Origin of the sequence: Pseudobacillus badius, from assembly GCF_002189605.1 — a bacterium.
GTDB lineage: Bacteria > Bacillota > Bacilli > Bacillales > Domibacillaceae > Pseudobacillus > Pseudobacillus badius.
Genome location: NZ_MWMM01000002.1, coordinates 145,213 through 171,044 on the forward strand (window position 1 = coordinate 145,213; position 25,832 = coordinate 171,044).

Consider the following 25,832-nt stretch of genomic DNA (forward strand, 5'->3'; position numbering starts at 1 on the left):
ATAAATGTTAACAATAAACTGACAATAAAAAAAGAGAGCTTTATCCAAAACTAAAGCTCTCTCACAAGAAAAGAAATGTCCCTGTTCTATGATTCGAATGTGCCTTTTCTCACCAGTTCATATTCCTTTATAAATTGCATCCCATTGACGAACATATTTCTTATTCCCATCTCTTCATCCATCAGGACAATATCTGCATAGCTGCCCTCTTGCAGGACGCCTCTTGCCGGATAAAGCCCTAATCCTTTTGCCGGAGTCACCGTAAATGGTTTTAGTGCCTCCTCCACGGAAAGCCCTCGTTCACTGACCAGTTCCTTTAAAGCATCCAGTGTAGGCTGAAACCCTGCCACCTCAAGACCCTTCAGTTCACCTGCCTCATTGAAGACAGGCATACTGCCGTTAGCATCTGAACTGACCGTTATTTGATCAATTGCCACCCCTTTATCCAGCAAATACTTAAGCGCTTGTGCAGGAGACAATCGGCCTCGGCTTCCCTTTAGCGTAATATTGGAAGTAAGATCTACAAGTCCTCCGCGATGAGCATATTCTATAGATGCTTCCAATAAATCCTCGCTTCGGTTAATATGTGTCGGGCTGAACAGGCTAATGGGCAAATTGGTTTCCGAGAGAATTTCATAGAGAGTATCATAATGATTGCGGCCGGTTCCCATATGCAAATGGATGAACCCTTTCTTTCCCGACAGCATAGAGGCTACTCTTACATGGGCAGCCAGCCTTTTCATCTCCTCTTTTGTGATATAAGAAGAACGATGGTCCTCAATAGCAAGCTTTAAACCCAATACCTCTTGGAAGAACATAATGTCTTCCCTTACATCTCCTGTAAATGTGTTGGGGGGATAACCATATCCTCCGGTTAAAATATACGCATTGATCCCCTCTTCTCTTAAAGCCTTAGCTTTAGACAATAAGTTTTTTATACTGCGCCCTATATCATTTGTGCCAAGCAGGCCTACTACTGTAGAAATTCCTTTACTCGCCAAGGACCCCAGTTGAACTTCCGGTGTGCTTGAAGAAAATCCTCCTTCTCCTCCTCCTCCGGTAATATGAACGTGGCGGTCAATTAAGCCTGGTATACATATTGTATTTTTTCCATCGATCACTTCGACATCTACTCCGCTTATTGCTATGTCATTAGCGATTTCAGCAATTTTATCGCCTGCAATCAGCACATCTTTTTCTCCTAAATCTTCTGGTGAATATACATGTGTACCCTTAATAAGCTTTAATATCATGTTTCTTCCCCCTGCAGCTGTTTAAAATTTATATTGAAAGTCATCTTTTGAAGAATCCACTTCGGCAGATGGTTTGATTTTCTCGATTGAGAACCCTGTGTATCCATAAATAATGGCAAAAATAAACCCTACATAGCACATAACTGCCCACGGCAAAAATTCAATCACCGGCACGCCTAACGTACTGGACATATACACTCCCGCCAAAGACCAAGGAACGATCGGGACAACGACAGTCCCCGAATCCTCCAGCGTTCTTGAAAGATTTTTAGGATGCAAGCCCCTTTCAGCATATACATTTCTAAAAAGTTCTCCGGGAATTAAAATAGATAAATAAGAGCTTCCCGTCGTGATAGCAATCGTAATACAAGATAAGACAGTAGCCAGAATTAAGCTGCCTGTTGACTGGGCTTTTTCATTGACTTTTTCCAATACAACATCTAAACACCCAATCTTGCTTATGATTCCTGCAAAGGCAAAGGAACAAAAAGCAATTAAGGTCGTTCCCATCATCGAAGTCATTCCCCCGCGGTTCAACAAATTCGAGACATCCTCCGGAACTTTGGCTGAATCGACTGTTCCAGACATCATACTGACATCAAATCCGCTGACCGTAGACAAGAACGCATTTGCAATAGAAACACCTTGAAAAGTCACTCCTAAAATAATGGCTATTGTTGAAGAAGCAAGCATAACCGGGATAGTAGGATACTTTAAAATCGAACCCGCTAAAACGATCAGAATAGGCACAATTAACAATAAGTTCCAATCATACATAGCTACCAAAGTGGAAGTCATCTCATTGAGGGCTTCTTGATTATCACCGCTAGTAATGGTCGTCATTTTTCCTGCTATAAAATAAACAATCAATCCGATAATGGCAGCTGGTATAGTCGTATACAGCATGTGCTTTATATGCTCATATAGCTTGCTTCCAGCGGCGGCAGGAGCCAAATTCGTTGTGTCGGAAAGCGGCGACAGTTTATCTCCAAAGTAAGCGCCTGCTACAACCGCACCTGCTGTCATTGGCAAAGAAACACCTTGGACAAGAGCGATTCCCATAACTGCAACTCCAATAGTTCCTGCTGATCCCCACGAAGTGCCAGTGAAGGTAGAAACGATCGCGGCGACAAAAAAAGCAGTAATCAATAAATAATTAGGATCAATTAACTTTATTCCATAAAAAATCATCATTGGAATGGTTCCTGCTACCATCCAAGTTCCAATTAAAACCCCGACCGTAATTAAAATTAGAATCGCAGACATTGATTTAGCAGTTGTCTCAACAATTCCATTTTGCATTTCTTCCCAAGATACACCTAAGCTTTTCCCAATAACAGCCGCTATCGTCGCTGCAATGATCAGAAGAGGCTCCGCTCTTAAATGAAAGAGGCCGTAACCTATTCCGAGCAACAACAGCAGCGCAACGATAGGGATAATGGCCAAAACGAAACCAGGCTTTTTTTTCATATGAACTCCCCCTTATTTTTTACTTTCACTTAGTTATCAATAATGCAATAAGCGTGCCAATTACCCATTAATCAGAATTTACTGATATTTATACCTTTCTCCCTATACGAACGACTGTTTATCAAGAAACAGACGGGATATAACGGGTTAGAAAGTCACAATTAGACCAATAGATCCCAATAAATAAAAAATTGATGTTTACTTCATCAAACACCAGAAAGTGGCTGTCCCATTCGTCTATAAAATAAAAACAGGCGGAGAAAAAGCTTGATGTTTCTCCGCCTGTTTGCAAGGATAGCGGCAACTCGTGCGGGAACAGGGCGAGCTCTGGAGGGAGCACGGTGAAGAAAGCATCTGCCGCAATAAAGACCAAGTCTATTTTTAAAAGAAAAAGGAGCCGATTCGAAAAGTCATGTTTCATGACCTTTTGAATCGGCTCCTCAAATTACAGAAAGCCAATCTAATTTATTTTTTATTAAGCCAAAAGTGAACGGTCGCTTAAGAGGGCTTCGCCGCGGATTCTTTGGAATTCCGCCAACAGCTTCTCCACAGTTAAGTTTGGCTTTTCTGTTTCGTTTGCCTCGAATATAATCTGGCCCTTATCCATCATAATCAGACGGTTGCCAAGATCGAGCGCCTGCTGCATATTGTGAGTAACCATTAGTGTAGTTAGCTGGAACTTTTCTACAATCTCTTTCGTTAATTTGGTAATTAAATCCGCTCTTGCCGGATCAAGGGCGGCCGTATGTTCATCCAACAGAAGAATATCCGGCTTGGTAAAGGTAGCCATCAGCAAGGAGAGCGCCTGCCTTTCTCCCCCAGACAGCAGTCCGACCTTCGCCTGCAGACGGTTTTCAAGACCCAGATGAAGAATCTCAAGCTGCTCACGGAAGAAATCGCGGCGTTTTTTGGTTACACCGAACTGCAGCGTCCGCGGCTTCGTTCGATTGTAAGCAAGAGCCAAGTTTTCTTCAATCGTCATTGTCGGCGCTGTTCCCGCAAGCGGATTCTGAAACACCCGCCCAATTTTTCTGGCACGCTTATGCTCTGACATAGCAGTCATATTTGTTCCATTGATATTTACAGTTCCATAATCCGGAAAAATATTCCCTGAAATAATGTTCATGAGAGTAGACTTTCCAGCCCCATTACTGCCGATCACTGTGACGAAATCACCAGGTTTCATGTGTAAGTATAATTGATTTAAAGCGATCTTTTCATCTGGTGTTCCTTCATAGAAAACTTTATAAATCTGTTCTAGCTGCAGCAACCTGATCGCCTCCATTTAACTTGGCCGAATCTAATTGGGCGGCCCGTTTTTTCTTTCTTGCTCCTGCTTTTTGTTTATCAATTAACTTAGGAACTACAAGAGCAAAAATGACAATAACAGCCGTAATGAGCTTCATATCTCCTGTTTCCAAGAAGTCTGCTCTCAATGCCAGTGTTACAATCAGACGGTATAAAATAGCTCCCACTAACACAGCAAGGGTTGCTCTGACAATGGTCGCATTGCCAATGACCGCTTCCCCAATAATAACGGAAGCCAATCCGATAATAATCATCCCAATGCCCATTCCAACGTCGCTAAAGCCGTTATACTGGGCCACTAGTGCTCCAGAAAAGGCAACTAGCGCATTGGAAATGCCCAAGCCAAGAACCTTTAGCCAGTCCGTATTAGCTGAAAAGCTTCTTACCATTCCATCGTTGTCACCGACTGCCCTCAGGCTTAATCCAATCTCCGTTTTTAAGAAAAGATCCACCATTTTTTTAATAGCAAAAGCGATGATGAACATAACAATAAAAATTCCCCATGTAGAAGGGATATAATCGCCTAAGCCAATAGAAGTAAATAAGCTTTGCATCATGCTGTCAAAGCCGATCCCCTGCCACCAGGAAGCGATTTTTGTAATCACTGTTTCTTCGGAAAGAAGCGGTACATTGGGTTTATCCATAATGCGAAGATTAATGGAATAAAGAGCAATCATCATTAAGATTCCAGATAATAATGGATTAATTTTTCCTTTGGTATGAAGTATACCTGTCACGCATCCTGCCAAAAATCCAGCGGCCAAGGCTGCTATTGTAGCGAGAAAGGGGTTAACGCCGGAAATGATTAATACAGCCGCTGTTGCCCCTCCAGTTACGAAACTTCCATCTACTGTTAAATCAGGAAAGTCCAATATTCTAAAGGACAGATAGACTCCTAAAGCCATAATGGCATAAATAACACCAACTTCTACTGAGCCAAATAAGGCTGTGAACATATAAATCTCCTCCTGTTGACCGATGGTAAGAGGGCTGTGGGAACACCTGCTTTCTGCGACATTCATAGCCGGGCGGCTTCCTCCGCTTTTGTCCGGCACCCCGCTGAAAAACAAACCTTTCCCATCAGCCTTAGCGTAAGAGATAGACGCCATCTACCGCTTTAAATAAAGCCCCCTCACCTGGTTACTTTGGCTAGCTAATTCTGCTTTGTTGCCCCGCAAAATTATTCCTTGACAAATTCTGCCTCTTTCTTCCATTCATCTTTAATTTCGATATTCATTTCTTTTGCGGCTTTCTCATTAATCAGCAGCTTCAAGTTTTGCGGAGGCTGTACAGGCATGTCTCCAGGTTTTTCCCCGTCTTTTAATACCTTCGCTGCCATTTCTCCCGCTTCATAACCGATGTCATAGTATTCAAAGCCAAACGCTGCAAACCCTCCGCGCTTGACAGAATCAAGCTCTCCGACAAATAATGGAATGTCTTTTTGGTTAGCCACCTGAACAACCGACTCAAGCGCAGATACGACTGTATTGTCAGTGACGATATAAATCATGTCGGCTTTTCCGGCAAGCGATTCAGCAGCCTGTTTTACCTCAGAAGAAGATGATACTGTCACCGGCACGAGCTTTAACCCATTTTTCTCCATTACTTTTTTAACGCTTTCCACCTGAGCTACAGAATTTTGCTCTCCCGCATTATAAATAACCCCAACGCGTTTGCCTTTAAATTCCTTAGACATAAATTCAATCGTTTTCGGAATGGCGTCCGGATGCAAGTCTGTTGTGCCGGTAATGTTGCCGCCAGGTTTTTCCGTGTCCTTTACAAGTCCTGCCGCCTTTGGATCAGTAACGGAGGTAAAAATAATCGGGATGTCTTTCGTAGCATTCAGCGCCCCTGTTGCACTAGGAGTGGAGTTAGCAAAAATGAGGTCAACTTTGTCACCGGCAAAGTTATTGGCGATTGTCTGATTATTGTTTTGGTCCCCTTGAGCGATTTGCACATCATAGTCTGCTTCTATCCCTGCATCCTCCAACGCTTTTTTAAAGCCTTTGTAAGCGTTATCAAGAGACGGGTGCTCAACAAGCTGAGTAACGCCAATCTGATACTTTTTAGCTTCTTGTCCCTTTGCTTCTTTTCCCTCTTCTTTACTCTCTCCGCCACAGCCAGCCAATAACAATGCACTTGCTATCCCGGCTGCAGTCATCCCTTTTATCCATTTTTTCATCCATACTCCTCCTTAAGTCCCTATCTTTCTAGTAAATTCTTCATTTATTTCTAAGATAAATTTATTATGCTTGAAAGATAACAGAAAATCAAGTGTTTTCAGAATATTAATAATACGTTTTTTTCTCGTTAGTGCTTTGGTGCGTTATAGCGCAAAAACTGAGTTCCTTTGAATTATTTATTTCGCAACATATTATCCAAAAAAACTTTCTCCTGATTTCTTATCATTCATACGCACAAACCGGCTTTCAAGTTTTATTCTCCGAAGGCAGCATAAGAGACAATTCCCCTCTCTTCTTCATTTTATCTAACAAAAAAAGCTTGCAGAAAAACTGCAAGCTCATACAATTAAAACCGGCTGCTACTTTCTTTTATACATTCGAAAATAATATTCATAGGGATTTTTCTCATTTTTCGGCCCCTGCTTTTCAGAAATAAGCGTCCATTCCTCCCATTCAATAGAATCAGGAAAAAATGTATCTCCTGCAAAAGAATGATGGATTACCGTTACATACAGCTTTTCCGCATAAGGCAGCATTTGCTTGAAAACTTCTGCTCCGCCGGTGATAAATAACTCTTTCTCCTGTTTAGCCCGTTCAAGCAGTTCTTCATAGGAGTGAACGATGGTACACCCGGCTGCTTCATACTCTTTATCACGTGTAATGACAATGTTCTCCCGGCCAGGCAGCGGCTTGCCGATGGACTCATATGTTTTTCTTCCCATCACAATCGGATGGCCCATTGTCGTTTCTTTGAAAAACTTCAAATCCTCGGGAAGCCGCCAAGGGAGGCCGTTATCCTTCCCCATCACGCCGTTTTCATCCATTGCCCAAATAAAAGAAATCATGCCCGTCACCTTCTCTTTTCATCTTGCCGCTATTCATCTCTCAACAATAGAGGCAGTATATATTATACGTATTATTCGTCACGGTTTTTCCGTGATTTGCAGCCCTTGCTGGTCCAGAGCGTATGTAATGCCTTGCTGCAAAGTAGAGAAACAAGGGCTCTTTTGGATTTCGTAGCCGCTTTGCGTAATCCTCAAACTTAACTCCGGCGTGATGCCAACAAACAAACAATTTGTTCCCAGCAAAGAGGCCGCTTGGACAAACTTTCTCAAAAAATCGAGCGTATATTCATCCACCCCTTTAATTCCTGTTAAATCCAGAACTAAATAGGAAGCCCGGTAGTTCGGCAAATTCAGCAGCGTCCGATTCAATAGCTCTTCTGCCCGGAATTCTTCATATTTCCCTATAAGCGGGATCACAAGAATAGAATCCATTACTGGAATAATGGGAGAAGAGATATCTTTAATAATGTCCGATAACATTTTTGTCCGCTCGGAAATCGTTTGCTCGAGTTCTCTTTTCGCACGCTGTTCCTCTTCCTGAATCATCGTATGGATATTCAGCGTCGGTGTCACATGAGAAGGAAAGAATTCATATTCGGTATATGAATCTCCCGCAATTTGGCTCTTCGATACTTTGTACCAAACTTGCGCATTCAACAGTCCGCTCAGAACGCCAGCCCAGTGTCCGGGCAGGAAGGTGCCTTCCTCCGTCTTATGCTGGGCAACATTAATCTTATATTCCCAGCTATTCTTAACGCGGACAACCGCTCTTTTTTCTTTTTGCGAAAAAGATTGGATCTCTGTGATTCCCCAGCCAGCTGTTAAGTATGTAATAGGGAGCTTCTCTAAAACCGTGTCAACATCGCCGATCGAATCTAAATAAAAGCGGCTGACGATCTTTCCTGTCCGGTATCCAGCTGTTTCCAGCACAAGCTCGGCTGCCTTTTCGCCTGATATTTCCTCAATAGAGTCAAGCAAGGTTTTAAAGGCTGTATTCACCCAGAACAATACGACTTCATCATTTTCAAATGTAAATGTCCCCTTTTCTAAATCCCAATCAAATAGAGAACCGTGAACATCCAGCTTATAGTTTTCCAATTAGAATAACCTCCACTATCTTCTGCGATCATCATGCTAGTATAGTACCCTTTATTAGAAAAATAAAGCCTGCTCCATTGGGAGGGCAGACATCTTGTTCATGGCTTATTCATTCGCCATCGCAAACAGGTCAGCAGTTTCATTATAATGCTGCCACAATCTCCTTGTAAATTCAAACGAGCAGGCACATAAGAAAAGGATAGATGAACAGGAGAATATCTCTGTATACATCTATCCTTTTTGCCCGGCATATGGCCGCATTTACTGCAGCAGCAGCTTCAACAGCATATCCATTGCCCCAGTTTTCAGGGAAGGTACATAACTTATGTTTTGCTCAAAAGACCACCATTGCAAGCCGATCGTTCCATTACCTGATCTGCACTTGGCAGCGATTTCTGACCATAGCCACGCAGTACATCGTCAGCAGAAAAACAGTTTAATGTATCCTGAGCGTCATTTTCAACTAATTCCGCTGTTTCTCTTTCATGCGTTTTAAACAGCTACTGGCGCCTTGATTGGACCATGAGGGTCGTAGCCGATCAACTCGATATCTTCCATTGTGAAGTCAAAAACACTTTTGACTTCAGGATTTAGCTTCACCTGCGGAAGCGGGCGCGGCTCTCTTTGCAGCTGTTTCTCTACCTGTTCAATATGATTAGAATAAATATGTACATCGGCACCTGTATAAATGAGCTCGCCCACTTCCAAGCCGCACTCATGGGCGATTAAATGGGTCAGCAATGCATAGGAGGCGATATTAAACGGAAGACCTAAAAACACATCGTTTGAACGCATGTTAAACATGCAGCTGAGCTTGTCTTCCGATACATAAAATTGAAAAGCATAGTGACACGGCGGAAGCTGCTGATTTTTAAGTTCGGACGCACTCCATGCGTTGCACAGCAAGCGTCTGGAATCCGGATTTCGTTTAATTTCATCAATAATATACTGAATTTGGTCATATACTTCCCCATCGGCGCCTTCCCAGCTGCGCCATTGCTTTCCGTATACGTTTCCAAGGTCGCCGAACTTTTGAGAAAAGCCATCGTCAGTTAACACTTTGTGCTGATAAACAGCAAGCTGCTCTTCGTACAGCTTCTTAAATTCTTCATCCTGCTGGCTTCTGATGCCGAAATCAGTCATATCAGGACCAGTGTACTCCTTTGATTCCACCCATTTTTGAAAGCCCCACTCATCCCAAATATGATTGTTATGCTCCAACAGATAACGAAGGTTGGTATCTCCTTTTAAAAACCATAACAATTCACTGACAATCAGCCGGAAAGGCACCCGTTTGGTCGTCAGCAGCGGAAAGCCTTCCTGCAGGTCAAAACGCATTTGGCAGCCAAATACACTAATCGTCCCGGTTCCCGTCCGGTCGTCTTTTCTGATTCCTTCTTTTAATACATGCCGGCATAAATCCAGGTATTGCTGTTCATTGTTGCTCATCTGATCTTCACTCCTTGTTTGTTACGCTGTCCACTCTTCTTTTGTCTTCTGCTTCAATCGTTCCAAAATGAAAGAGAGAAGCAGGACGGATTTGCTGGGCAAACCCCAGTTCTGCAAAACGCCCTGATTGATAGTGGTCTTTTAAAACTACCCGGTGTTTAGCAACCCGCAGCGCTTCATGAACGGCATCTTTTGTTAACTCATTCTGAATTGCAAGCTTTCTCAAGCCAGCAATCCCTTCAGAAGTTAAGATTGGCTTGGCAAACATCGGGTCGAAATAGACAATATCAAATGATTGGTCCGGAAGGCGGGCCAGCACAGACTCATAGGGCTCGTTGACTACCTCAATTCTCTTCATGGCCGCATTGAGCTCCGGCAGAGGAGACACCCATTCCTTTAGGCCCTCTCGCACCATATAGGCAAGCACCGGCTGGCCCTCCACGCCCGTTACCCTGCCTGCCGCTCCTGTGACAAAACTGGCAGCAACACTGTCTGATGCTAAACCGAGCGTGCAGTCAAGCAAAGACATCCCCGGCCGTAGTCCGGCGGCAGCAATAAACGGATCCTCTTCCCCTCTCATCAGTCGTTTGACGCGGAAGGAAGCTGAGTTGGGATGAAAGAAAAACGGTTCCTCTGCATCACGGGAATATAACTCCAACCGGCTTTTGGCAACGATCAGGCAGTCAGAATGGTAGTGCGCCTGCAGTGAAGCGATCGAGCGCTTTTCTCTCCGCACAAACCGGCAGCCCAGTTCATCGGCCGTCTTTTTGGCTTTTTCTTCAAGATTCTTATTGGTGCGTGCTGATGTAGATACAATCATCTTTTCTCCTGTAAAAAAGGATGCCCGGAGACATCCTTTGTTTATTTGCAATATTGGTCAAATGCTGCTGTCAAGTCTTGAATAATGGAGCCCATATCATTTCCTTCGATATGCTCGCGCGGCACGAAATGAACGACTTCCTGGCCTTTTAATAAGGCCATTGATGGAGAAGACGGCTCATAGCCATCGAAAAACTCGCGCATCTGAGCCGTTGCTTCCCGGTCTTGACCGGCAAATACAGTCACAAGATGATCAGGAGCCGGCTCATGCATCGTTGCCTGCACCGCAGCAGGACGGGCCAAACCAGCTGCACAGCCGCATACCGAATTTACCACGACAAGCGTTGTGCCTTCTGCGCTGGACATAAATTCACTCACTTCTTCTGCAGTTGTTAACTCCTTAAAACCTGCGTTTGTCAATTCGGCCCGCATCGGCGCGGCCATTTGCTTCATATATTCTTCATAAGCGTTTGTCATTTTGGTCCCTCCATCATTATTTTTCTCTGGATTCTGTCATTTGCTTCCAGACAGACCCTTTCGCTTCTTCGCCGCCTTCGATACGTTCGATCGCCATCTTCACCTGCATTTGCACTTCGAACTCCTGGTCGTTTTCCGCTTGCTTTAAAGCAGGCAATGCTGTTTCGTCGCCAACTTCGTATAAAAACATAGCGGCCCGCCAGCGGACGATTTTGCTCTTATCCTCCAGAGCCTTGCACATTGCCGGAATCGCTTCTTCAAATCCAAGATCGGAAAGGCAATCGCCAGCCGTGCGGCGAACCGTCACTGTCGGGTCATTCAACCCTTCATATAAGAGCGGCAGCACCTTTTTGTCTTCAATCATGCCAATATAAACAACGGCTAACCGGCGAATCGCCGGCTTACTGTCCGAAAGCGCCAGCTGCAGAACAGGAAGATCCCCTTCAGACGGGGCTTCCATCTGCTCCAGCCATTGATAGCGTTTGCGCCAGTCTGCTTCTTCCTGCCACATGGAGGCCGTTAGTTTTAAGCTGCGCCGCTTTATTTCACGCTCAGGCTTGCCTTGCGCCCCGTCTTCCGCCAGCGCTTCCAGACGCTCGCGCGGATAAGCGGCCACAATCTCTTCAACCGTTTCTTTGCCCATCTCATCTAAATCACCATATCGAATTCCAAACTCTTCCCACTTTCGTTGAAGAACATAGTTATCCTCCGCCAATTGGGCTTTCTTAAATGCTTCCAAAAAATAATCCGGCAGCGGAAAGCGTTTTTCCTCTGCGGAAGAAGTAAGCTTCAGTTGAATGGGGATGCCTTTAAACGTTTGAATAGAGGCTTGAACCTCTCCATATGAGTCTGTGGCTGCGGCAGCCTTTTCCTCTCCGCCGGCAGCTTCGCCAAAAACAGCCCTTACCTGCGGAAGCAGGCTTTGCCAATCATATTTGCCGTTTCGCTCAATTGCTAAAAAATCGGCGACATGATAGACGCCTTTCACGCCTTCAATAGCGAGGATGGACTGGATTTGCTCCGGCGCTTCTTCTGAGACACCGGCTCTATAGTTATTGCTTTTCCCCGCAGGCAATTCTTCGTCCAAAATGACCTTCATTGTATTTGGACTTGGTGTAGGTTCAATCTTTACAATATGCAAAATGAACGGCTCCTTTCGCAAGCTTTACCGCCATTTTACCATAGATGAAACGGCTGGTGCGTTCATTTGCTCATTGCACAAATTCCGATAAATAACTCCAGCGCTCAATAAGCTCCTCCAGCTTTTCATTCAGCTGCTCCAATTCCTTGCTTAGCTGCTGCGCCCTTTCAAAATCGCTGCCCGCCGCCTCTAGCTCCTCATCTGCCTTGCTTATGAGCTCCTCGACATTGGCGATCTCTTCTTCAATGGTTTCCCATTCCCGCTGTTCATGATAGCTTAATTTTTTCTTTTTCGGCTTTTCTCTCACAGTTTCGTTCTTGGCTTCTTTAGCCGGTGCGCTCTCCAGCTTTTCAGCCATCGCTTGTTCGGCTAAATAATCGCTGTATTGTCCATAGTAAGAGTCAATGACCCCATTTCCTTCAAAGATCAGCAGCCGGTCTGCCGTTTTATCAAGAAAATAACGGTCATGGGAAACAGTTATAACGACGCCCGGGAAATCTTCTAAATAATCTTCCAATACAGTCAAAGTTTCTGTATCCAGATCATTAGTCGGTTCATCCAACAGCAGAACGTTCGGCTGCGTCATTAATAACTTCAACAAGTACAGCCGGCGCTTTTCTCCGCCAGACAGCTTATAAATCGGTGTGCCATGAGCATGCATCGGAAAAAGAAAACGCTCCAGCATTTGTGCAGCAGAAATTCTCTCTCCTGTCTTTGTTGTCACCATTTCCGCTGACTCCCGAATATAGGCAATCATCCGCATCTTTTCATCCATATCCGTGCGCTCTTGTGTATAATATGCTGTCTTCACTGTTTGTCCTGTTACGATTTCACCGCTGTCAAATGGGAGCTTGCCGGCAAGCAGGTTCATAAAGGTCGATTTTCCGCTGCCGTTTTTTCCGATAATCCCGAAACGGTCTCCCGGCTTTACGAGCAGGTTGAAATCTTTTAAAATCACTTTTCCATCAAATGATTTCGACACATGACTTAGCTCGAATACTTGTTTGCCGAGCCGGCTGCCTTTCATGGCTAAATCAATTTGTTCTTTCTTCGGTCCCTGACCGATTGATCCTTCTAATTGCTCAAAACGGTCAATCCGGGCTTTTTGTTTGGTCGTTCTTGCCTTCGCCCCTCTGCGCATCCAGGCAAGCTCGCGGCGGTACAGATTTTTCCGCTTATCTTCTTCAGCTGCCTGCAGCTCTTCCCTCTCTGCTTTAGCAGCGATATAATCCTGGTAATTTCCTTTGTATGTATGGAGCTGGCCATGGTCCAGTTCAAACATTCTATTTGTTACTCGATCTAAAAAGTAACGGTCATGAGTAACGAGCAGCACAGCTCCTGGATATTTACTTAAATATTCTTCCAGCCACCCGATCGTTTCATAGTCCAGATGGTTGGTCGGTTCATCCAAAATTAACAAGTCAGGTGTCTCAATCAGTACTTGCGCCAGCGCCACCCGCTTTTTTTGTCCGCCTGACAATTCACTGACCTTTCGGCTAAAATCAGAAATGCCCAGCCGTGTTAAAATCGCTTCCGCATTTGTATTAGCTTCCCAAGCACCGAGGGCATCCATTTGTTTCTGCAACTCGAACAGCTGCTCTGCCGCTTCCTGATCCTGAGGGCTCTCTTCAAGCTGCTTTAATGCTCTCTCATATTCCTTTAACAGCTGAATCACCGGCGCCTCACTTAAAAACAATTGATCCATTACTGTCAGCTCAGGATTCATTTCCGGCTCTTGTTCCAAATAAGCGATGGTGTAATCATTTGGGCAAACAATTTCGCCAGCATCAGGCGTATCTTTTCCGGCAACGATTTTTAACAAGCTGGATTTCCCCGTTCCATTTACACCAATTAAGCCGATCCGTTCCTTTTCACCGATGGAAAAAGTTAAATGATCAAACAGCACTTTTTCCCCGTACGATTTTGTCATGTCTTGCACACTCAGCGCTCTCATTTCCATTCTCTCCCCGTTTGCAGATCATCTATTGTCTTTGGCTTCCATCTGGAGCGACTCAGCAATAAAATTCACCAAGTCACCAAGTTCCGGCAGCATTTCTTCTGTTATCATCCGCTCGAAATACACGTGCCATTCATATACAGTACCAGTTTGATCAGATTCTATTTTCTTCCGTTCGTAGCGTCTTTCGGTTCCCCATATACGCTCGAAAAGATCCATCTTCGCCGCTGGCAATTCTTGTTCCGACCCCGCATACAAAATACGAAGCGAAACACTTGGAACCGTCCCGGCAAGAGGCAGCAACTCCCCTGCCAGCTTTGCCAGGTCTGCCTTGATAATCAGCGATACCTGAAGGCCAGGCTTTTCCGCCAGCGAAAACGTAATCGCTGCTTCCCGGCTGAGGCTGGCGAGATCCATTATATCCGTGCGATGATGAATGTGAAACAGGCCGGCAAGATCGCGGTCATATACTTCCGCCTGCATCATAAATTTAATGTTATCAAAAGCGGTCGGATCAAACACGTCAACACCTTCTTTGCAGTTGTTCAAGCTTTCTCTATCATAAATAGTGTAAAAAACGTCAACGATTGCTTCAATTCAGCTGGAAAGGCCTGTACGTATGGCTCTGTAATGCCGCCTTTATACACATGCTCCTCAGCCATATACACAAAGCCGTTGTCTGCCGCCAATCTGGCAAATTCCCATGGCATCATCGTATTCATAATAACAGCTTCTCCGCTTAAGCGCTTATAACTGTTTTCCCGCGGTCCGGCGGTTGGCCCGAGTATAGCTGCACACACTCTTCCGGAAGGCTTTAGCACCCGGCGAATTTCCGCTAGCACTTGAGATGGATTTTCCGTCCATTCCAAGGAATTGATGGCCATAACGGCATCAAGCTCTTCATCAGCAAATGGAAGGCTGGATAAATCTCCCTGCCTGAACGTCAGTCCTTCTGTTTCAAACCTGCGGGCAAGCTGAACCATCTTATTCGATAAATCGATTCCAATCACTTCATACCCTGACTGATGGAGCTTGCGGCTGCCGTAACCGTCACCGCAGCCCAGATCAGCCACCCGGCTGCCTTGTGGAACATATCCGGAAAAAAAAGGACAGATCCCTTTGCGGCTGCCTCGTTCCCACATCTCTGCGCTTTTCGACTGCCATCCTTCCGCTCTCGCATCCCACTGGCTTTTAGCCTCTGTGTGCCACGATCCGTTCGCCATGATTGATTCCCCCTTAGTTTTCTTCATTGTAAGGGAATCAACCAGCTTTCGGCAATATAAATAGAACCGCTCTTAGACTCAGAGCGGTTGTGCATACGGCAAAACGGAACAGTTATTGTGTTAATGAACAAGCGGGCTTCTTGAAAAATAGCGCAGTGATTCTTCTCTCACCCGGGCGAACAGCCGTGAATCGATAAATGGAATAAGCTCTTCCGCAATGCTCCAAGCATTTAACTCAATTTGGGCCAAGATATCGAGGCTTTTCGTGTCTTCAAGCCGGTCGCTTAAAGAAGGAAGCTCTTCATCCAGCGCATGCCCAAGCTCGTGGGCAAAAATAATCCATTCATATTCCTTCAGCCGCTCCAATGATCCTAAAAGCCTTTCACATTGAATAGCGATATCTTGCTTAAAAAGCGTAACCGAATGATCAGCGGGCGAATATTTTCCTCCAACGCAGCGAGCCCCCGGAAATTCCTTTTTTATTTTTAACGTCAACTTCGGATCTTTTTTTTTCATCAAAGAAGAAAAGCTGGTTTCTTCAAGCATGTTATTCTCATCTCACTCTGCTTTTTATCTTTATTATTATTCTTTCCCTGCCGATTCTATGTAATGGCTACAAGGAAGAATGAAAAAATTTTTTTTGCCCTGTTAAAATGACAGCCTGGATTCGACCTTTTTTCCGCCCGATTTTTAAGAAACGGAGCAAGAAGGCTGCTTTCCTGCCATTTTAACGAAGCTAATTTTTTAATAATAGAAAAAAAGCGGTGACTTGTACATAGGTCATAAGAATCACTAAAAAGATTGTCCCGCTGGTCAGCTGTAAGCTTGCGAGCGGGACAATCCTTTTAGTCCATGGTTTTTTTTTGCAAAGAATGCAATGTTTGAATTCGTGCAGGGTCTTCATTAAAATAGTCCACAAGATCAGCGATGCGGTCAATGGAATTCCAGCTTAGATGATGCTCAATTCCTTCCACATCTTCATAAATGTGTTCCTCTTTCACACCAATGATCCGCAGAAATTCCTCCAGCAAATCATGACGCTCTACGAGACGCTTGCCAATTTTCTTTCCTTTGGCAGTTAAAACAAGACCACGGTATCTCTCGTATATTAAATATTCGTCCTTGTCCAGTTTTTGAACCATCTTCGTTACAGACGAGGGATGGACAGACAACGCTTCGGCAATATCAGATACACGGGCGTATCCTTTTTTATCTATAAGTATAAAAATTTGTTCTATGTAATCTTCCATGCTTGGTGTCGGCATCGGGATCCTCCTGAATGTACTCGTCTATTTAAGTTTACTATAAGAGCAGTTCCAGTACAAGTTAAGGAAGTTTTTCCGTTTAATCGGAAATGGTGAAATTTTTTGTATTTTTCCCTTTCCCTTCCTTGACTTTTTTTACTTTTTCCGGTATATTGTATGTATTATAAACAGACTCTCTGTTTGTAATGAATATTTTGATTTGGGCACATATAGATAAGATGTGTTTCGAAGATTTAGGAGGATTCATTAACATGCAAAACGGTAAAGTAAAATGGTTTAACAATGAAAAAGGATTCGGATTTATCGAAGTAGAAGGCGGAGACGATGTATTCGTTCACTTCACTGCAATTGAAGGCGACGGATATAAATCCCTAGAAGAAGGCCAAGAAGTTTCTTTTGAAATCGTAGAAGGAAACCGTGGACCTCAAGCAGCTAACGTTGTAAAACTATAATCCAACTCATAAAGCCGGCACATGCTGCCGGCTTTTTATTTTGTTTGTTTTTATTTAAGCAGGCGCTCTCCGCACCTTTTAAGCTGCTCTCCTACAGTACATTCTGTAATGCAAAATTTATGGGCGTAGGATTTTCCCTTCTCTTTTCGAAATGCCGCCTTCAGCAGACAGCCTTCGCAATATGTGTGCAAAATTCCTTCTACCTCTGCTATTAGCTGTTTTCTTTCCAAATACACCACACCTTTCTGAACAAGACACTGCTTAGGAAATAACCGAATGACTGTTAACAATGGTTCCTTCTAGCGCCTGATTGGCGAGTTTATCCGCTTCTTTATTCTGCCTTCTGTCCACCGGTTTGTAAAGCGGTGTAAGATGAAGCGATTCCAGCTTGCTTTCAATTCGGTCCAGCCACTTATTTAACGTTTCATCAAAGCAAGGCCACTCACCTGACAGCTGCTTAAGAACCACATGTGAATCTCCTGTGATCGTCACTGGCACTTGCTTAACACCGATTTCCCCAAGAAGCTCGATAGCCCTGTAAAGAGCCGCATATTCCGCTTCGTTGTTGGACTCCAGCTGCAAAAGCCGGTCATTGATGCGGCAGCGCCAATCCTCACCGTTTTTCTTATAGTATACAGCGATTCCAATTCCTGATATTTGTGAAGAGCGGTCAAATCCGCCGTCAAAGTATACTTCTACTTCACTTGGTTCTTCATCAAGCTGCTTATTTAATTTTGTAAATTCCTTAACCGTCCATTCATTCAATAATTCATCCATAATGGTCGCCGTTTTCATCCGGCCCGTTCTCTCCAGATCCTCGATCAGCGGCAATACGATATCTTTGCTTATCCACTCAGATTCAAATTCTGCCTTTCTTCCCTTGAATTCATACTGCCATTTAATTTTCATTTTCATATCGATCCTCCGTTTTTCTTCTTGACCAATTTTTATGTTTTTGTATAATGTACGTTATGCTCAAATGTGCAAAGAAAGACAACTATTTTCCCGCTATTTCTTTTATCTTACAGGAGGTTTTACATGTTTAACGAGTGGTTCGGCTTTCTATTTATCATTGTTAACTTTACTATATTTCTGGCGATGTATCGACTATTTGGGCGCATGGGGCTGTTCGTATGGGTTGGAGTGGCCACGATACTGGCCAACCTTCAAGTAGTAAAAACCATTGAAGTATTCGGCTTAACGGCGACACTGGGCAATACGATGTACGGAACAGCTTTTTTGGCGACCGACTTGCTTAATGAGCGCTACGGCAAGGAGGATGCAAAAAAAGCCGTGTGGCTTGGCTTTTTTACCTTAGTCATGATGACAGTCATTATGCAAATGGTCTTGCTCTTTGAGCCGAGCCCGTCTGATATGGCTCAAGAGTCTTTAGGACAGCTGTTTGGCTTGTTGCCCCGCATCGCTGCCGGCAGTCTTGCCGCCTATTTGGTCAGTCAATTTGCCGATGTGTATATCTTTTCCTATTTAAAGAAAAAATTCCCGAAAGACTCACAATTTTGGATCCGCAACAATGGAAGCACGATGATCAGCCAGCTTTTGGATACACTTGTGTTTACGAGCATTGCTTTTCTTGGCGCATTTCCGACCGGAATTTGGTTTCAAATTTTCCTGTCTACGTATGCATTAAAGTGGGTTGTGGCTTTAATCGATACTCCGTTCGGCTATATTGCCAAACGTTTTCCTAAATAACAGCCAGCCAGATGACTGAACGAACCAGCTTTCAATCAGTCATCTTTTTTCGTTTGCTTGTGAACAGTTTGATTGGCTGGACAGACCTCTCCTCTTTGCATATTGCAAATGGTTTGTTTTTTCCGTAAAATTTTGTATGGCAAAGATAAAGGGGGAGTTTGTTTGTTTGAAGTATATACAGATGGAGCGAGCAGCGGATCGCCTGGCTGGGCGGGCGGCGGTGTGTTTATTAAAAACGGCAGCCATGTGGACCGCTACTCCTTTCCTTTTGGAATCAAAGATACACATGAGGCGGAATTCCTTGCTGTCATTAAAGCATTAGAGTTATTGAAGGAAAGAGAGGCAGCCACCGTTTCCTTGCGGAGCGATTCCCAAACAGTCGTGCAGGCTATTGAAAAAGAATATGTACATAAAGAAGTGTATAAACCTCTCTTAGAAGAAATTTTAACATTGTCCAAAGAATTTCCGCTCTTTTTTGTGAAATGGATACCAAGCAAAGAAAATCGTGCGGACAGTCTGGCTCGCGAAGGCGTCAGGCAAAACAAAGGCATGAAAAAATGATGAGGCAGGCCAGCCGCTTCTAACGCAGGTGTTAGATTCCTTTAAGTATTGCGCTCGTTCCGCTTTTCCCGCCGCAGATCCGGCGTTTTTATCTAAACAACCGCCTAGTTTGTCCAAGCGGTTGTTTTTCGAAAGTATTCTCCATCTTGATCACCCAGCCATCAGCTGAACTACAGCAAACCGTTGGAACGGGCAAAGCGGAAGGCGGTCTGCCGATTGGCGATCCCCTTCTCTTTAAACCACTCCAGCAAAGAGAGAAAAAAGCTGCCATCAAATTCCTTTTGTACTTTTAATGTAATCTCTATACTGGCGATCACTAATACATCAGACGCATCCGTTGACCTTTTTCCAAAATAAATAAAAGCGACCACTTCATCGGAAAACCGAAATCCTTTTTCCTCTAACTTAAGCAAATAATCAGCCAGTGCCTGTTCTTTCTTCACTTCAGTTCCCACCTTGAACATTATGCAAATGGATCAGCAGCCTCTGAATAGGCAGCTGCCGCTTTCATTTGTGTTAAGTGGCGTCGTACTGTTTTTAACTCCAGTTGCTCCACTGCTTCTTCTGCTTCTTTGCTAACCCCTTCCCAGTCTGCTTCTTTAATATCCCAAACTAAAGGCACGTCGCAATTAATTTCCGCAAGCTGACGTGATAGATGGAGCATATCGAAGCCTTCTCTCATCTTCTTCTGCTGCGAGGGCGTGAGCTGCTCGATATTTTCAAGGATGCCATCGATAGTGCCAAATTCCCTGACCAGCTTAAATGCCGTTTTTTCGCCTATGCCTTTTACTCCCGGATAACCGTCACTAGGATCACCCATCAGTGCCTTTACGTCAATAAACTGCTTTGGAGTAATGGCATACTGGTGAGCGAAGCTTTCTTCCGTATAAGTTAAGTAATTGCCAAAGCCTTTTTGCAGCAGCGTCACTTCAATGTTCTGATCAAGAAGCTGCAGAAGGTCCTTATCCCCGCTTAAAATGGTAACCCTCCGCCCTTGGTGTTCCTGCTTGGCAATCGTGCCGATACAATCATCTGCCTCATACCCTTTCACACCAATATTGGGCAACAAAAAAGAGCCGGCTACTTCTTTAGCCAGATCAAATTGCGGCTGCAACTCAACAGGAGGTGCCTGGCGATTCGATTTATAATCGGAAAACAATTCATTCCGGAAAGTTTGGCTGCCCATATCCCAGCATATAGCCGCGTGGGTAGGCCGCATATATTCAATCGCCGTCAGGACATGCTTGATAAACCCTTGAACACCATTTGTCGGCATCCCTTGTGAGTTCACCATAAATTGGCCGCTGACTGCTGTCGCAAAAAAAGCCCGAAACAGCAAAGCCATGCCGTCTATCAGCAGCAAATGTTCTTGTCTATTCATTTTGTCACCTCTCTAGTATTCTATCACAAGTATCCCGGCAGTTAAGCAAAGCCAAGAGAAAAGCCGCCCGTTGCTGACAAACGGAGCAGCTTTTCCATTCACTGTTTTTCCTTTTCTACAGGCAATTCTTCATAGGATGACCAATCACTGTAGCTTCCGGCATACAGGCGGACATGAGCAAAATCCGCTTGCTTCAGGGCAATAATATTGGGAGTGGCCGACACGCCCGATCCGCAATACACAATAACCGGCTGGCTTGGATCCAGCTGTTTAAAGCGTGCCTTCTGTTCCTCCGCGCTCTTCCAAAATGAATGGCGAAGCCCTTCTTGGAAAAAGAAATTGACTGCAGTAGGGATATGCCCTGCTACCCGATCAAGCGGTTCTACTTTTCCGGCATAGCGCTCCGGCGCACGGGAATCAATGAGCACGGTTCCATCTTTTTCAAGAGCTGCCCTTTTTACTTCTTCAATAGAGACGAGCCAGTCATGCCGCACATTCATGGACAAGCAGCCTTCTTTTGGGACAGGCACCTCAGTTGACACCGGAAGCCCTTGTTTTTCCCACTCAGCAAAACCGCCATCAAGAATATAAACATGCGAGTGGCCGATATATGATAACAGCCACCAAAAACGCCCGGCAAACATGGCATCCCCGTTATCGTAGGCGATAACAATTGTTTCATCTGTAATTCCATAAGACTCTGCTGTTTTGCGGAACGCCTCCAGGTCAGGAAGCGGATGACGGCCGCCATGAATGTTCTTTTCCCCTGACAAATCCCGATCAAGATGAGCATAGAAGGCCCCAGGGATATGAGCTTTCCCGTATTCTTTTTCGCCAGCTGCCGTATCTGCCAAATTAAAGCGGCAGTCCACGATGCAAACATTTGAGTCATTCAAGCGCTCTGATAACCAGTTAATCGAACGGATATATTTCACGTTGTCCTCTCCTTTTTACTCATCATCGGAATCACTGATCATATCAAGCTTCTTCTTTAACAGTTTAACGACTTGGTCTTTCGGATTCCAGCAATTAAACTGATAAGCGGGTTTCGTTTCATATTGCAGGCGGGCACAATAGTAGCGCATGCCTTGCTCCATTTTCAGCGGCTGAAAATGCCGGCAAGTGGCACAGGCGTGAAAATGATTGATAATTGCCTGTTTATGGGCGTTCGAGCTCAACAAGCGTCTGCTCCCATTCCTCGATATTCTCTGCGGCACCAAGCACTTGCAGCCAAGCAGCAAATTGCTCGTCCACATCGGAAGTCGCTGTATCCGTCATTAACCGCAGGCCTTCTGCCGCTTCTTCAAGTGCCCATTTGCTGAGCTTGTCTTTTTCTTCGGCCAAGTAACGATCGGCGAGTTCTCCTAAACGGCTATACAGCTTTTCTTGCATGAGCTGCTTGTCATTTTTCTCAAAGAAGGCTTTCGCATTCTTAAATAAAGACAGAGCGTCCGCAAATGCTTCAGGTGTCATTTCATGAAAAGCCACAGGGAATTCAGGAGTTTCTCTCGATGGCCATTCAATAGCCGAAAATTGCAGCTGCGGCTGAATCGACTGGCTATGCAGCTTCAAGGCTTCGTATTTCTCTGAAAGCAGCTTATGCGCCTGCTTTTCAGCCCGCAGACTGGTCGCTCTCATTTCCTGTGCCAAATCATAGCCGACTGCTTCAAGCAACTCTTTCATGGCTTCACTTAAAGCTGCTTTTATTGGCCGGCTGCCATTGAGCGCTGCCGGATTAAAAGCCTCTTTAAAGAAATCGGTAAAACGGTAGAAAACACGTTGCTTCAGGTAGAAAACAAGCTCATCTATCTCCTGGATCAGGCGCTTTTCTATTAATTGGCCTGTTTCCTTGTTAATATAGCTGCTAATATCATTCAACTGGCTATCCAATTCCGCTTTTCTCTGATCACGATTATCACGGTTTTCTTTCGCCGTCGCAATCAGCTGGCGAAGCTGTTCCAAACCGCGCAGCCATTCGGCCTCTGCCGATTGGATCGCCATCTCCGCCAAGTCTCCTTGTAAAAACTGGTGAAAATCTTGTTTAAACGGACGCAAATTCGAATGAGGATGATCCAGTTCCCCCCGCTCAATCTCTTGAATCGCCTGCAGGCTGGATACCCCGTGAATGCGCGGGAAGCGGATGCCATACTGCAGCAGCTGATCTTTCACATAATTAATGACTTCATCAACCTCTTCATCGCTGCTTGCCAAGTCAATCGCATTCACAATAAAGAACATTTTATCAAGCTCAAACGCATCTTTGACACGGCCCAGCTGGATAAGAAATTCACGATCTGCTTTTGAAAACGCATGATTATAATAAGTGACGAACAAAATAGCGTCTGAGTTTTTAATGTATTCAAAGGCAACGCCCGTATGCCGGGCATTGATGGAATCTGCTCCCGGCGTGTCAACGAGTGTGACTCCCTGGCGCGTAAACTCGCAATCATAATATAAATCAATCGATTCGACAAAGCAGCTTTGTTTCTCATTGGCGACAAAGCCTTGGAATGCCGGCAGATCCACGCAAAGCGTTTTTCCTAGATGCTCCTTATATTCCTTGTATCCCTCATAGAAAGCTTTCAAAAAGGATAAATGAATATTTTCGCGGCCTTCTCCGTCAGTATTTTGCAGCAAGCCGGGAATCCGCTCAAAGGCATCGTCAAGCGACTGAACCGTTTGTTTGAAAAACTGCAGAGACTGCTGCAAATCAATGAGCATTTGCTGTTCAGTTTTCAAATGCACATTCGCCGTCCGATGCGCATTTCCCTCGCTAGGCGGATGAATACGGTTAACAGCGGCAGTTGTCGGGTTTGGCGAAACCGGCAGCACCTTTTCGCCGAGCATCGCGTTCGCGAAAGAAGATTTGCCAGCGCTGAAGGCGCCAAATAAAGCAATCGTATACTCGCGTTCCTCCAGACGGGCAGCCTTTTGCTTCAATCCATCGATGAAGCGGTGAAAGCCTGGAATGCCAGCCAGCTTTGTGCCCATTTTTTTCAATCGGGCAGCCGTTTCTGCTACCGTGCCAGCCGGCTTTCCAGCGGGCACAGGAACGCTTTCTTCTTCTCGTTTTTTCTCCTCCGCCAACGGAGCCGCAAGCTCAGCAGCGATCGCTTCATCAAAAACAGTGACTTTGCTTTGCTGCTCTTCCCATTGCTTGACAAGTGTTTCGTATAGAGCAGGAAGAGTGATCTGATCTTCTGCGAGCAGACCGCGGATTTCCTGCTGCCGCTGCTCTGCTGCGGCTTTTAGCTGACTCAGTTGTTGAACAGCATTAAGCTTCTCATGCCATACTGACCATCTCGCCTGAAGCTCCTGCTTCTCCGCAGCAAAACGCTTCTCCATCCGTTCAGCTGCTTTTTCTTTAATAGCGTCCGTTAACCGGCGCGCATTCTTCTTCAGTTGTCCGGCCAGGTCGTCCGTGTACGTAAGAACGTAATCCCCGGTAGCCATTGCTCCTGATTTCACCATGCCGGTAATTAATTGTCCATCAACCGGCACTGTCAGCTCTTCTGCTTCCAGCTGCAGCTCATCATCATTGAGTCCGCTTGATTTCAGCCAGCTGCTTACTTGCTGGCGCAGATGCCATTCAAGCTGAGTTTCTATTTTTTCCTTTAAATCAGCCAGGAAGCGCTCGCACCTTCTTTGCCGTTCTTCTTCTGTTTTCTTCTTGCTGAACAGCATCCCCACTTTAAAGCCGGGCTGGACAGCTTCTAAGAACTCTCTTGCCAATTCGCGCGTGGAAGCCGGCATTAAGTAAGCATTTTTCAACACCTTTTCCCGTCCCTCTTCCAATTCGCGAACCAGTGCCTGTGCATCACGCTTGTCCAGCTGCTCTTTAGCTTGCTGTTCTTTCTCAGCAATCTCTTGCTCATTCCATTCATCACCCAGCAAAGACAACAGAGCTTCTGTTGTTTCGGCCTGCTCTTCCTTTAGCCAGGCAAGGTGTTCGCTGACGAGCCGGTTCATCATTGTTTCGGCAGAGCGGAGGGCAAGCTCCTCCCTGTCCGTCATGCTTTCCTGAATCAGTTCCTTCACTTCCTGAAAATCATTATGCGGCAAGGAGCGTTCTCTTAAACTTGTAAAGAAAAACCGCTCCGGCTCGACTCCCCAAGCAGCAAAAGACGTATGCACAGACTGCTGAAACGCTTCAAAGGAAAGCTCTTCTTCCCGATGCTTGTCAATCTGGTTAATGATTAAGTAAAGCTTTACTCCATGTGCCAGCAATTCCTTTGTATAGATAAAATTTAATTCCGATTGCACATGGTTGTAGTCCATCACATAAAACACCATATCGGCTAAATGAAGGGCAGACTCCGTTGAGATGCGGTGGGCATCATCTGTCGAATCTACACCGGGTGTATCCATAACCGTTACCTCAGATGGCAAATTAGAAGTGCTATGGCCAATCTCAATTGCTTCCACTTCTTCCCCGTTTTTGCAAAACTCCTTTACCCTTTCAAAATCGTAAGGTGCCTTGAAAAGAAGGGGCTGCTTGTCCTTATAATAAACTTTGGCAAAGTCCTCGGAAGCATGATGAATCTTCACGAGGTTTGCGCTTGTCGGAATCGGGCTGGACGGCAGCAGGTTTTCCCCGGTCAATTCATTGATCATCGTAGATTTGCCGGCTGAAAAGTGACCGCAAAACGCCACAATGAATTCTTCATCATGCAACTTTTTTAAAAATAATTTGGCTTTTCTAGCCCTCTCTTCATCACCGGCCCGTTGAAAGATCTCGAAAAGACCGACTGTTTTTGACATCATTTGAGTCATCGTTTGCTCAATGGCTGCTACTGACATTCTCATAATTCTCCTTATATAAGTTTCTCATCTGTGAATAAGTTTCTTTTATTGTAAACGATTTTCGCCAACTTTCCCATACGAAAAAAAGAAGGCGTTAGAGCCTTCTTTTAAACTGCCGATAAACTCTTCGCTGAAAATAGAGATTGGCTGCAGCCTTTTTTGTTTATAAATGGGGACTGCTGCTTTCCATTTCAGGTGCTTTCCTTTCCGCACGGTCCCCCCTTAGTTTTCAATTAAAAAGGAGTTCGGAATAAGACCATCCCCGAACTCCTTTTAGTTCTATTTAGTTACGCGGTGCTTGCGGTTTGCCGACACCGTCGATCACATATTTCATTACGCCTCCATATGCTACAACTGTTGCCGCTACAAACATCCAAACCATGAAAAAGCACCGTCCTTTTAATTAATAATTTTTAATTAACGCTGAGAATAATTTT

General features: G+C 44.8%; 27 protein-coding genes. 3 read left to right on the forward strand and 24 right to left on the reverse strand.

All coding sequences use genetic code 11. The features are described from left to right. Nucleotides 1–86: 86 nt before the first annotated feature. The 17 genes from iadA to mntR all read right to left on the reverse strand — a co-directional run bounded on the left by iadA (nt 87) and on the right by mntR (nt 16,488). A complete protein-coding gene (gene iadA, locus B1A98_RS03760; protein ID WP_082821810.1) occupies nt 87–1,253 on the reverse strand; it encodes a beta-aspartyl-peptidase in 1,167 nt (388 codons plus the stop codon). A 21-nt stretch (nt 1,254–1,274) separates the two neighbouring features. Further along, nucleotides 1,275–2,723 (reverse strand): Na+/H+ antiporter NhaC, encoded by a 1,449-nt coding sequence (gene nhaC, locus B1A98_RS03765; protein WP_063385705.1) that lies wholly within the window; start codon nt 2,721–2,723, stop codon nt 1,275–1,277. Between the two features lie 121 nt (nt 2,724–2,844). After that, nucleotides 2,845–3,144 carry a hypothetical protein gene (locus tag B1A98_RS03770; RefSeq protein ID WP_063385704.1) on the reverse strand — a complete coding sequence of 100 codons (300 nt, stop codon included), beginning with the start codon at nt 3,142–3,144 and terminating at the stop codon, nt 2,845–2,847. Between the two features lie 54 nt (nt 3,145–3,198). Next, nucleotides 3,199–3,993, reverse strand: a complete 795-nt coding sequence (locus B1A98_RS03775; protein WP_063385703.1) for an ABC transporter ATP-binding protein — start codon at nt 3,991–3,993, stop codon at nt 3,199–3,201. Beyond that, entirely contained in the window at nt 3,968–4,987 is a 1,020-nt protein-coding gene (locus B1A98_RS03780) for an ABC transporter permease (protein ID WP_041098142.1), read from the reverse strand. Before B1A98_RS03780 ends, B1A98_RS03775 begins: the two co-directional genes overlap by 26 nt. A gap of 224 nt (nt 4,988–5,211) precedes the next feature. Further along, on the reverse strand, nt 5,212–6,213 hold the full coding sequence (locus B1A98_RS03785; RefSeq protein ID WP_063385702.1) for an ABC transporter substrate-binding protein: 1,002 nt from the start codon (nt 6,211–6,213) through the stop codon (nt 5,212–5,214). Between the two features lie 360 nt (nt 6,214–6,573). Beyond that, a complete protein-coding gene (locus tag B1A98_RS03790; protein WP_063385701.1) occupies nt 6,574–7,059 on the reverse strand; it encodes a dihydrofolate reductase in 486 nt (161 codons plus the stop codon). A 78-nt stretch (nt 7,060–7,137) separates the two neighbouring features. After that, on the reverse strand, nt 7,138–8,157 hold the full coding sequence (locus B1A98_RS03795; protein ID WP_063385700.1) for an STAS domain-containing protein: 1,020 nt from the start codon (nt 8,155–8,157) through the stop codon (nt 7,138–7,140). A 492-nt stretch (nt 8,158–8,649) separates the two neighbouring features. After that, nucleotides 8,650–9,606 (reverse strand): thymidylate synthase, encoded by a 957-nt coding sequence (locus B1A98_RS03800; RefSeq protein WP_063385699.1) that lies wholly within the window; start codon nt 9,604–9,606, stop codon nt 8,650–8,652. A gap of 7 nt (nt 9,607–9,613) precedes the next feature. Then, on the reverse strand, nt 9,614–10,426 hold the full coding sequence (locus B1A98_RS03805; RefSeq protein WP_063385698.1) for a class I SAM-dependent methyltransferase: 813 nt from the start codon (nt 10,424–10,426) through the stop codon (nt 9,614–9,616). Nucleotides 10,427–10,467: 41 nt separating this feature from the next. Continuing rightward, the gene (locus tag B1A98_RS03810) at nt 10,468–10,902 is read right to left on the reverse strand and encodes a BrxA/BrxB family bacilliredoxin (RefSeq protein WP_041113332.1); all 435 of its coding nucleotides are present in this window, start codon (nt 10,900–10,902) and stop codon (nt 10,468–10,470) included. Nucleotides 10,903–10,918: 16 nt separating this feature from the next. Beyond that, complete coding sequence (locus B1A98_RS03815; protein ID WP_063385697.1) at nt 10,919–12,043, reverse strand: conserved virulence factor C family protein; 1,125 nt, start codon at nt 12,041–12,043, stop codon at nt 10,919–10,921. 70 nt (nt 12,044–12,113) lie between these two features. After that, complete coding sequence (locus B1A98_RS03820; RefSeq protein WP_063385696.1) at nt 12,114–13,997, reverse strand: ABC-F family ATP-binding cassette domain-containing protein; 1,884 nt, start codon at nt 13,995–13,997, stop codon at nt 12,114–12,116. Between the two features lie 24 nt (nt 13,998–14,021). Then, nucleotides 14,022–14,522, reverse strand: a complete 501-nt coding sequence (locus B1A98_RS03825) for a hypothetical protein (RefSeq protein WP_063385695.1) — start codon at nt 14,520–14,522, stop codon at nt 14,022–14,024. Between the two features lie 23 nt (nt 14,523–14,545). Continuing rightward, nucleotides 14,546–15,223 carry a class I SAM-dependent methyltransferase gene (locus tag B1A98_RS03830; RefSeq protein WP_063385694.1) on the reverse strand — a complete coding sequence of 226 codons (678 nt, stop codon included), beginning with the start codon at nt 15,221–15,223 and terminating at the stop codon, nt 14,546–14,548. Between the two features lie 120 nt (nt 15,224–15,343). After that, the gene (locus tag B1A98_RS03835) at nt 15,344–15,769 is read right to left on the reverse strand and encodes a hypothetical protein (RefSeq protein ID WP_063385693.1); all 426 of its coding nucleotides are present in this window, start codon (nt 15,767–15,769) and stop codon (nt 15,344–15,346) included. A gap of 299 nt (nt 15,770–16,068) precedes the next feature. Further along, nucleotides 16,069–16,488, reverse strand: coding sequence for a transcriptional regulator MntR (gene mntR, locus B1A98_RS03840; protein ID WP_041096851.1), 420 nt, complete (start codon nt 16,486–16,488; stop codon nt 16,069–16,071). Nucleotides 16,489–16,739: 251 nt separating this feature from the next. On the opposite strand from mntR, the gene cspD reads away from it, so the two are divergent. Continuing rightward, nucleotides 16,740–16,940, forward strand: coding sequence for a cold-shock protein CspD (gene cspD, locus B1A98_RS03845; protein WP_041096853.1), 201 nt, complete (start codon nt 16,740–16,742; stop codon nt 16,938–16,940). Between the two features lie 50 nt (nt 16,941–16,990). Here cspD and B1A98_RS03850 read toward each other — a convergent pair whose 3' ends face one another. Next, entirely contained in the window at nt 16,991–17,179 is a 189-nt protein-coding gene (locus B1A98_RS03850; RefSeq protein ID WP_305954908.1) for a zinc-finger domain-containing protein, read from the reverse strand. 22 nt (nt 17,180–17,201) lie between these two features. Further along, nucleotides 17,202–17,855, reverse strand: coding sequence for a reverse transcriptase-like protein (locus tag B1A98_RS03855; RefSeq protein WP_063385692.1), 654 nt, complete (start codon nt 17,853–17,855; stop codon nt 17,202–17,204). 123 nt (nt 17,856–17,978) lie between these two features. Between B1A98_RS03855 and B1A98_RS03860 the strand changes: the two genes are divergently transcribed. Together B1A98_RS03860 and B1A98_RS03865 are read left to right on the forward strand one after the other, a co-directional pair. Continuing rightward, nucleotides 17,979–18,650, forward strand: a complete 672-nt coding sequence (locus tag B1A98_RS03860) for a queuosine precursor transporter (protein WP_063385691.1) — start codon at nt 17,979–17,981, stop codon at nt 18,648–18,650. A gap of 162 nt (nt 18,651–18,812) precedes the next feature. Beyond that, nucleotides 18,813–19,211, forward strand: coding sequence for an RNase H family protein (locus B1A98_RS03865; protein WP_063385690.1), 399 nt, complete (start codon nt 18,813–18,815; stop codon nt 19,209–19,211). Between the two features lie 170 nt (nt 19,212–19,381). On the opposite strand, the gene B1A98_RS03870 is transcribed toward B1A98_RS03865, so the two are convergent. From B1A98_RS03870 to B1A98_RS03890, 5 genes are all read right to left on the reverse strand, one after another. Next, entirely contained in the window at nt 19,382–19,654 is a 273-nt protein-coding gene (locus tag B1A98_RS03870) for a DUF6123 family protein (protein WP_223661630.1), read from the reverse strand. A 20-nt stretch (nt 19,655–19,674) separates the two neighbouring features. After that, nucleotides 19,675–20,592, reverse strand: coding sequence for a 5'-3' exonuclease (locus tag B1A98_RS03875; RefSeq protein ID WP_041096863.1), 918 nt, complete (start codon nt 20,590–20,592; stop codon nt 19,675–19,677). Nucleotides 20,593–20,690: 98 nt separating this feature from the next. After that, nucleotides 20,691–21,527: a sulfurtransferase gene (locus B1A98_RS03880; protein ID WP_063385688.1), complete on the reverse strand. Its 837-nt coding sequence runs from the start codon at nt 21,525–21,527 to the stop codon at nt 20,691–20,693. Nucleotides 21,528–21,542: 15 nt separating this feature from the next. After that, a complete protein-coding gene (locus tag B1A98_RS03885) occupies nt 21,543–21,770 on the reverse strand; it encodes a hypothetical protein (RefSeq protein WP_063385687.1) in 228 nt (75 codons plus the stop codon). Then, nucleotides 21,751–25,392: a dynamin family protein gene (locus B1A98_RS03890; protein WP_063385686.1), complete on the reverse strand. Its 3,642-nt coding sequence runs from the start codon at nt 25,390–25,392 to the stop codon at nt 21,751–21,753. Before B1A98_RS03890 ends, B1A98_RS03885 begins: the two co-directional genes overlap by 20 nt. Nucleotides 25,393–25,832 lie beyond the last annotated feature (440 nt).

What these genes read in the sequence shown, in the direction of transcription:
- iadA (WP_082821810.1), bottom strand. Translation starts at nt 1,253, where the DNA reads ATGATATTAAAGCTTATTAAGGGTACACATGTATATTCACCAGAAGAT.
- nhaC (WP_063385705.1), bottom strand. Translation starts at nt 2,723, where the DNA reads ATGAAAAAAAAGCCTGGTTTCGTTTTGGCCATTATCCCTATCGTTGCG.
- B1A98_RS03770 (WP_063385704.1), bottom strand. Translation starts at nt 3,144, where the DNA reads ATGAAACATGACTTTTCGAATCGGCTCCTTTTTCTTTTAAAAATAGAC.
- B1A98_RS03780 (WP_041098142.1), bottom strand. Translation starts at nt 4,987, where the DNA reads ATGTTCACAGCCTTATTTGGCTCAGTAGAAGTTGGTGTTATTTATGCC.
- B1A98_RS03785 (WP_063385702.1), bottom strand. Translation starts at nt 6,213, where the DNA reads ATGAAAAAATGGATAAAAGGGATGACTGCAGCCGGGATAGCAAGTGCA.
- B1A98_RS03790 (WP_063385701.1), bottom strand. Translation starts at nt 7,059, where the DNA reads ATGATTTCTTTTATTTGGGCAATGGATGAAAACGGCGTGATGGGGAAG.
- B1A98_RS03800 (WP_063385699.1), bottom strand. Translation starts at nt 9,606, where the DNA reads ATGAGCAACAATGAACAGCAATACCTGGATTTATGCCGGCATGTATTA.
- B1A98_RS03805 (WP_063385698.1), bottom strand. Translation starts at nt 10,426, where the DNA reads ATGATTGTATCTACATCAGCACGCACCAATAAGAATCTTGAAGAAAAA.
- B1A98_RS03810 (WP_041113332.1), bottom strand. Translation starts at nt 10,902, where the DNA reads ATGACAAACGCTTATGAAGAATATATGAAGCAAATGGCCGCGCCGATG.
- B1A98_RS03820 (WP_063385696.1), bottom strand. Translation starts at nt 13,997, where the DNA reads ATGAGAGCGCTGAGTGTGCAAGACATGACAAAATCGTACGGGGAAAAA.
- B1A98_RS03830 (WP_063385694.1), bottom strand. Translation starts at nt 15,223, where the DNA reads ATGGCGAACGGATCGTGGCACACAGAGGCTAAAAGCCAGTGGGATGCG.
- B1A98_RS03835 (WP_063385693.1), bottom strand. Translation starts at nt 15,769, where the DNA reads ATGCTTGAAGAAACCAGCTTTTCTTCTTTGATGAAAAAAAAAGATCCG.
- mntR (WP_041096851.1), bottom strand. Translation starts at nt 16,488, where the DNA reads ATGCCGACACCAAGCATGGAAGATTACATAGAACAAATTTTTATACTT.
- cspD (WP_041096853.1), top strand. Translation starts at nt 16,740, where the DNA reads ATGCAAAACGGTAAAGTAAAATGGTTTAACAATGAAAAAGGATTCGGA.
- B1A98_RS03855 (WP_063385692.1), bottom strand. Translation starts at nt 17,855, where the DNA reads ATGAAAATGAAAATTAAATGGCAGTATGAATTCAAGGGAAGAAAGGCA.
- B1A98_RS03860 (WP_063385691.1), top strand. Translation starts at nt 17,979, where the DNA reads ATGTTTAACGAGTGGTTCGGCTTTCTATTTATCATTGTTAACTTTACT.
- B1A98_RS03875 (WP_041096863.1), bottom strand. Translation starts at nt 20,592, where the DNA reads ATGAATAGACAAGAACATTTGCTGCTGATAGACGGCATGGCTTTGCTG.
- B1A98_RS03890 (WP_063385686.1), bottom strand. Translation starts at nt 25,392, where the DNA reads ATGTCAGTAGCAGCCATTGAGCAAACGATGACTCAAATGATGTCAAAA.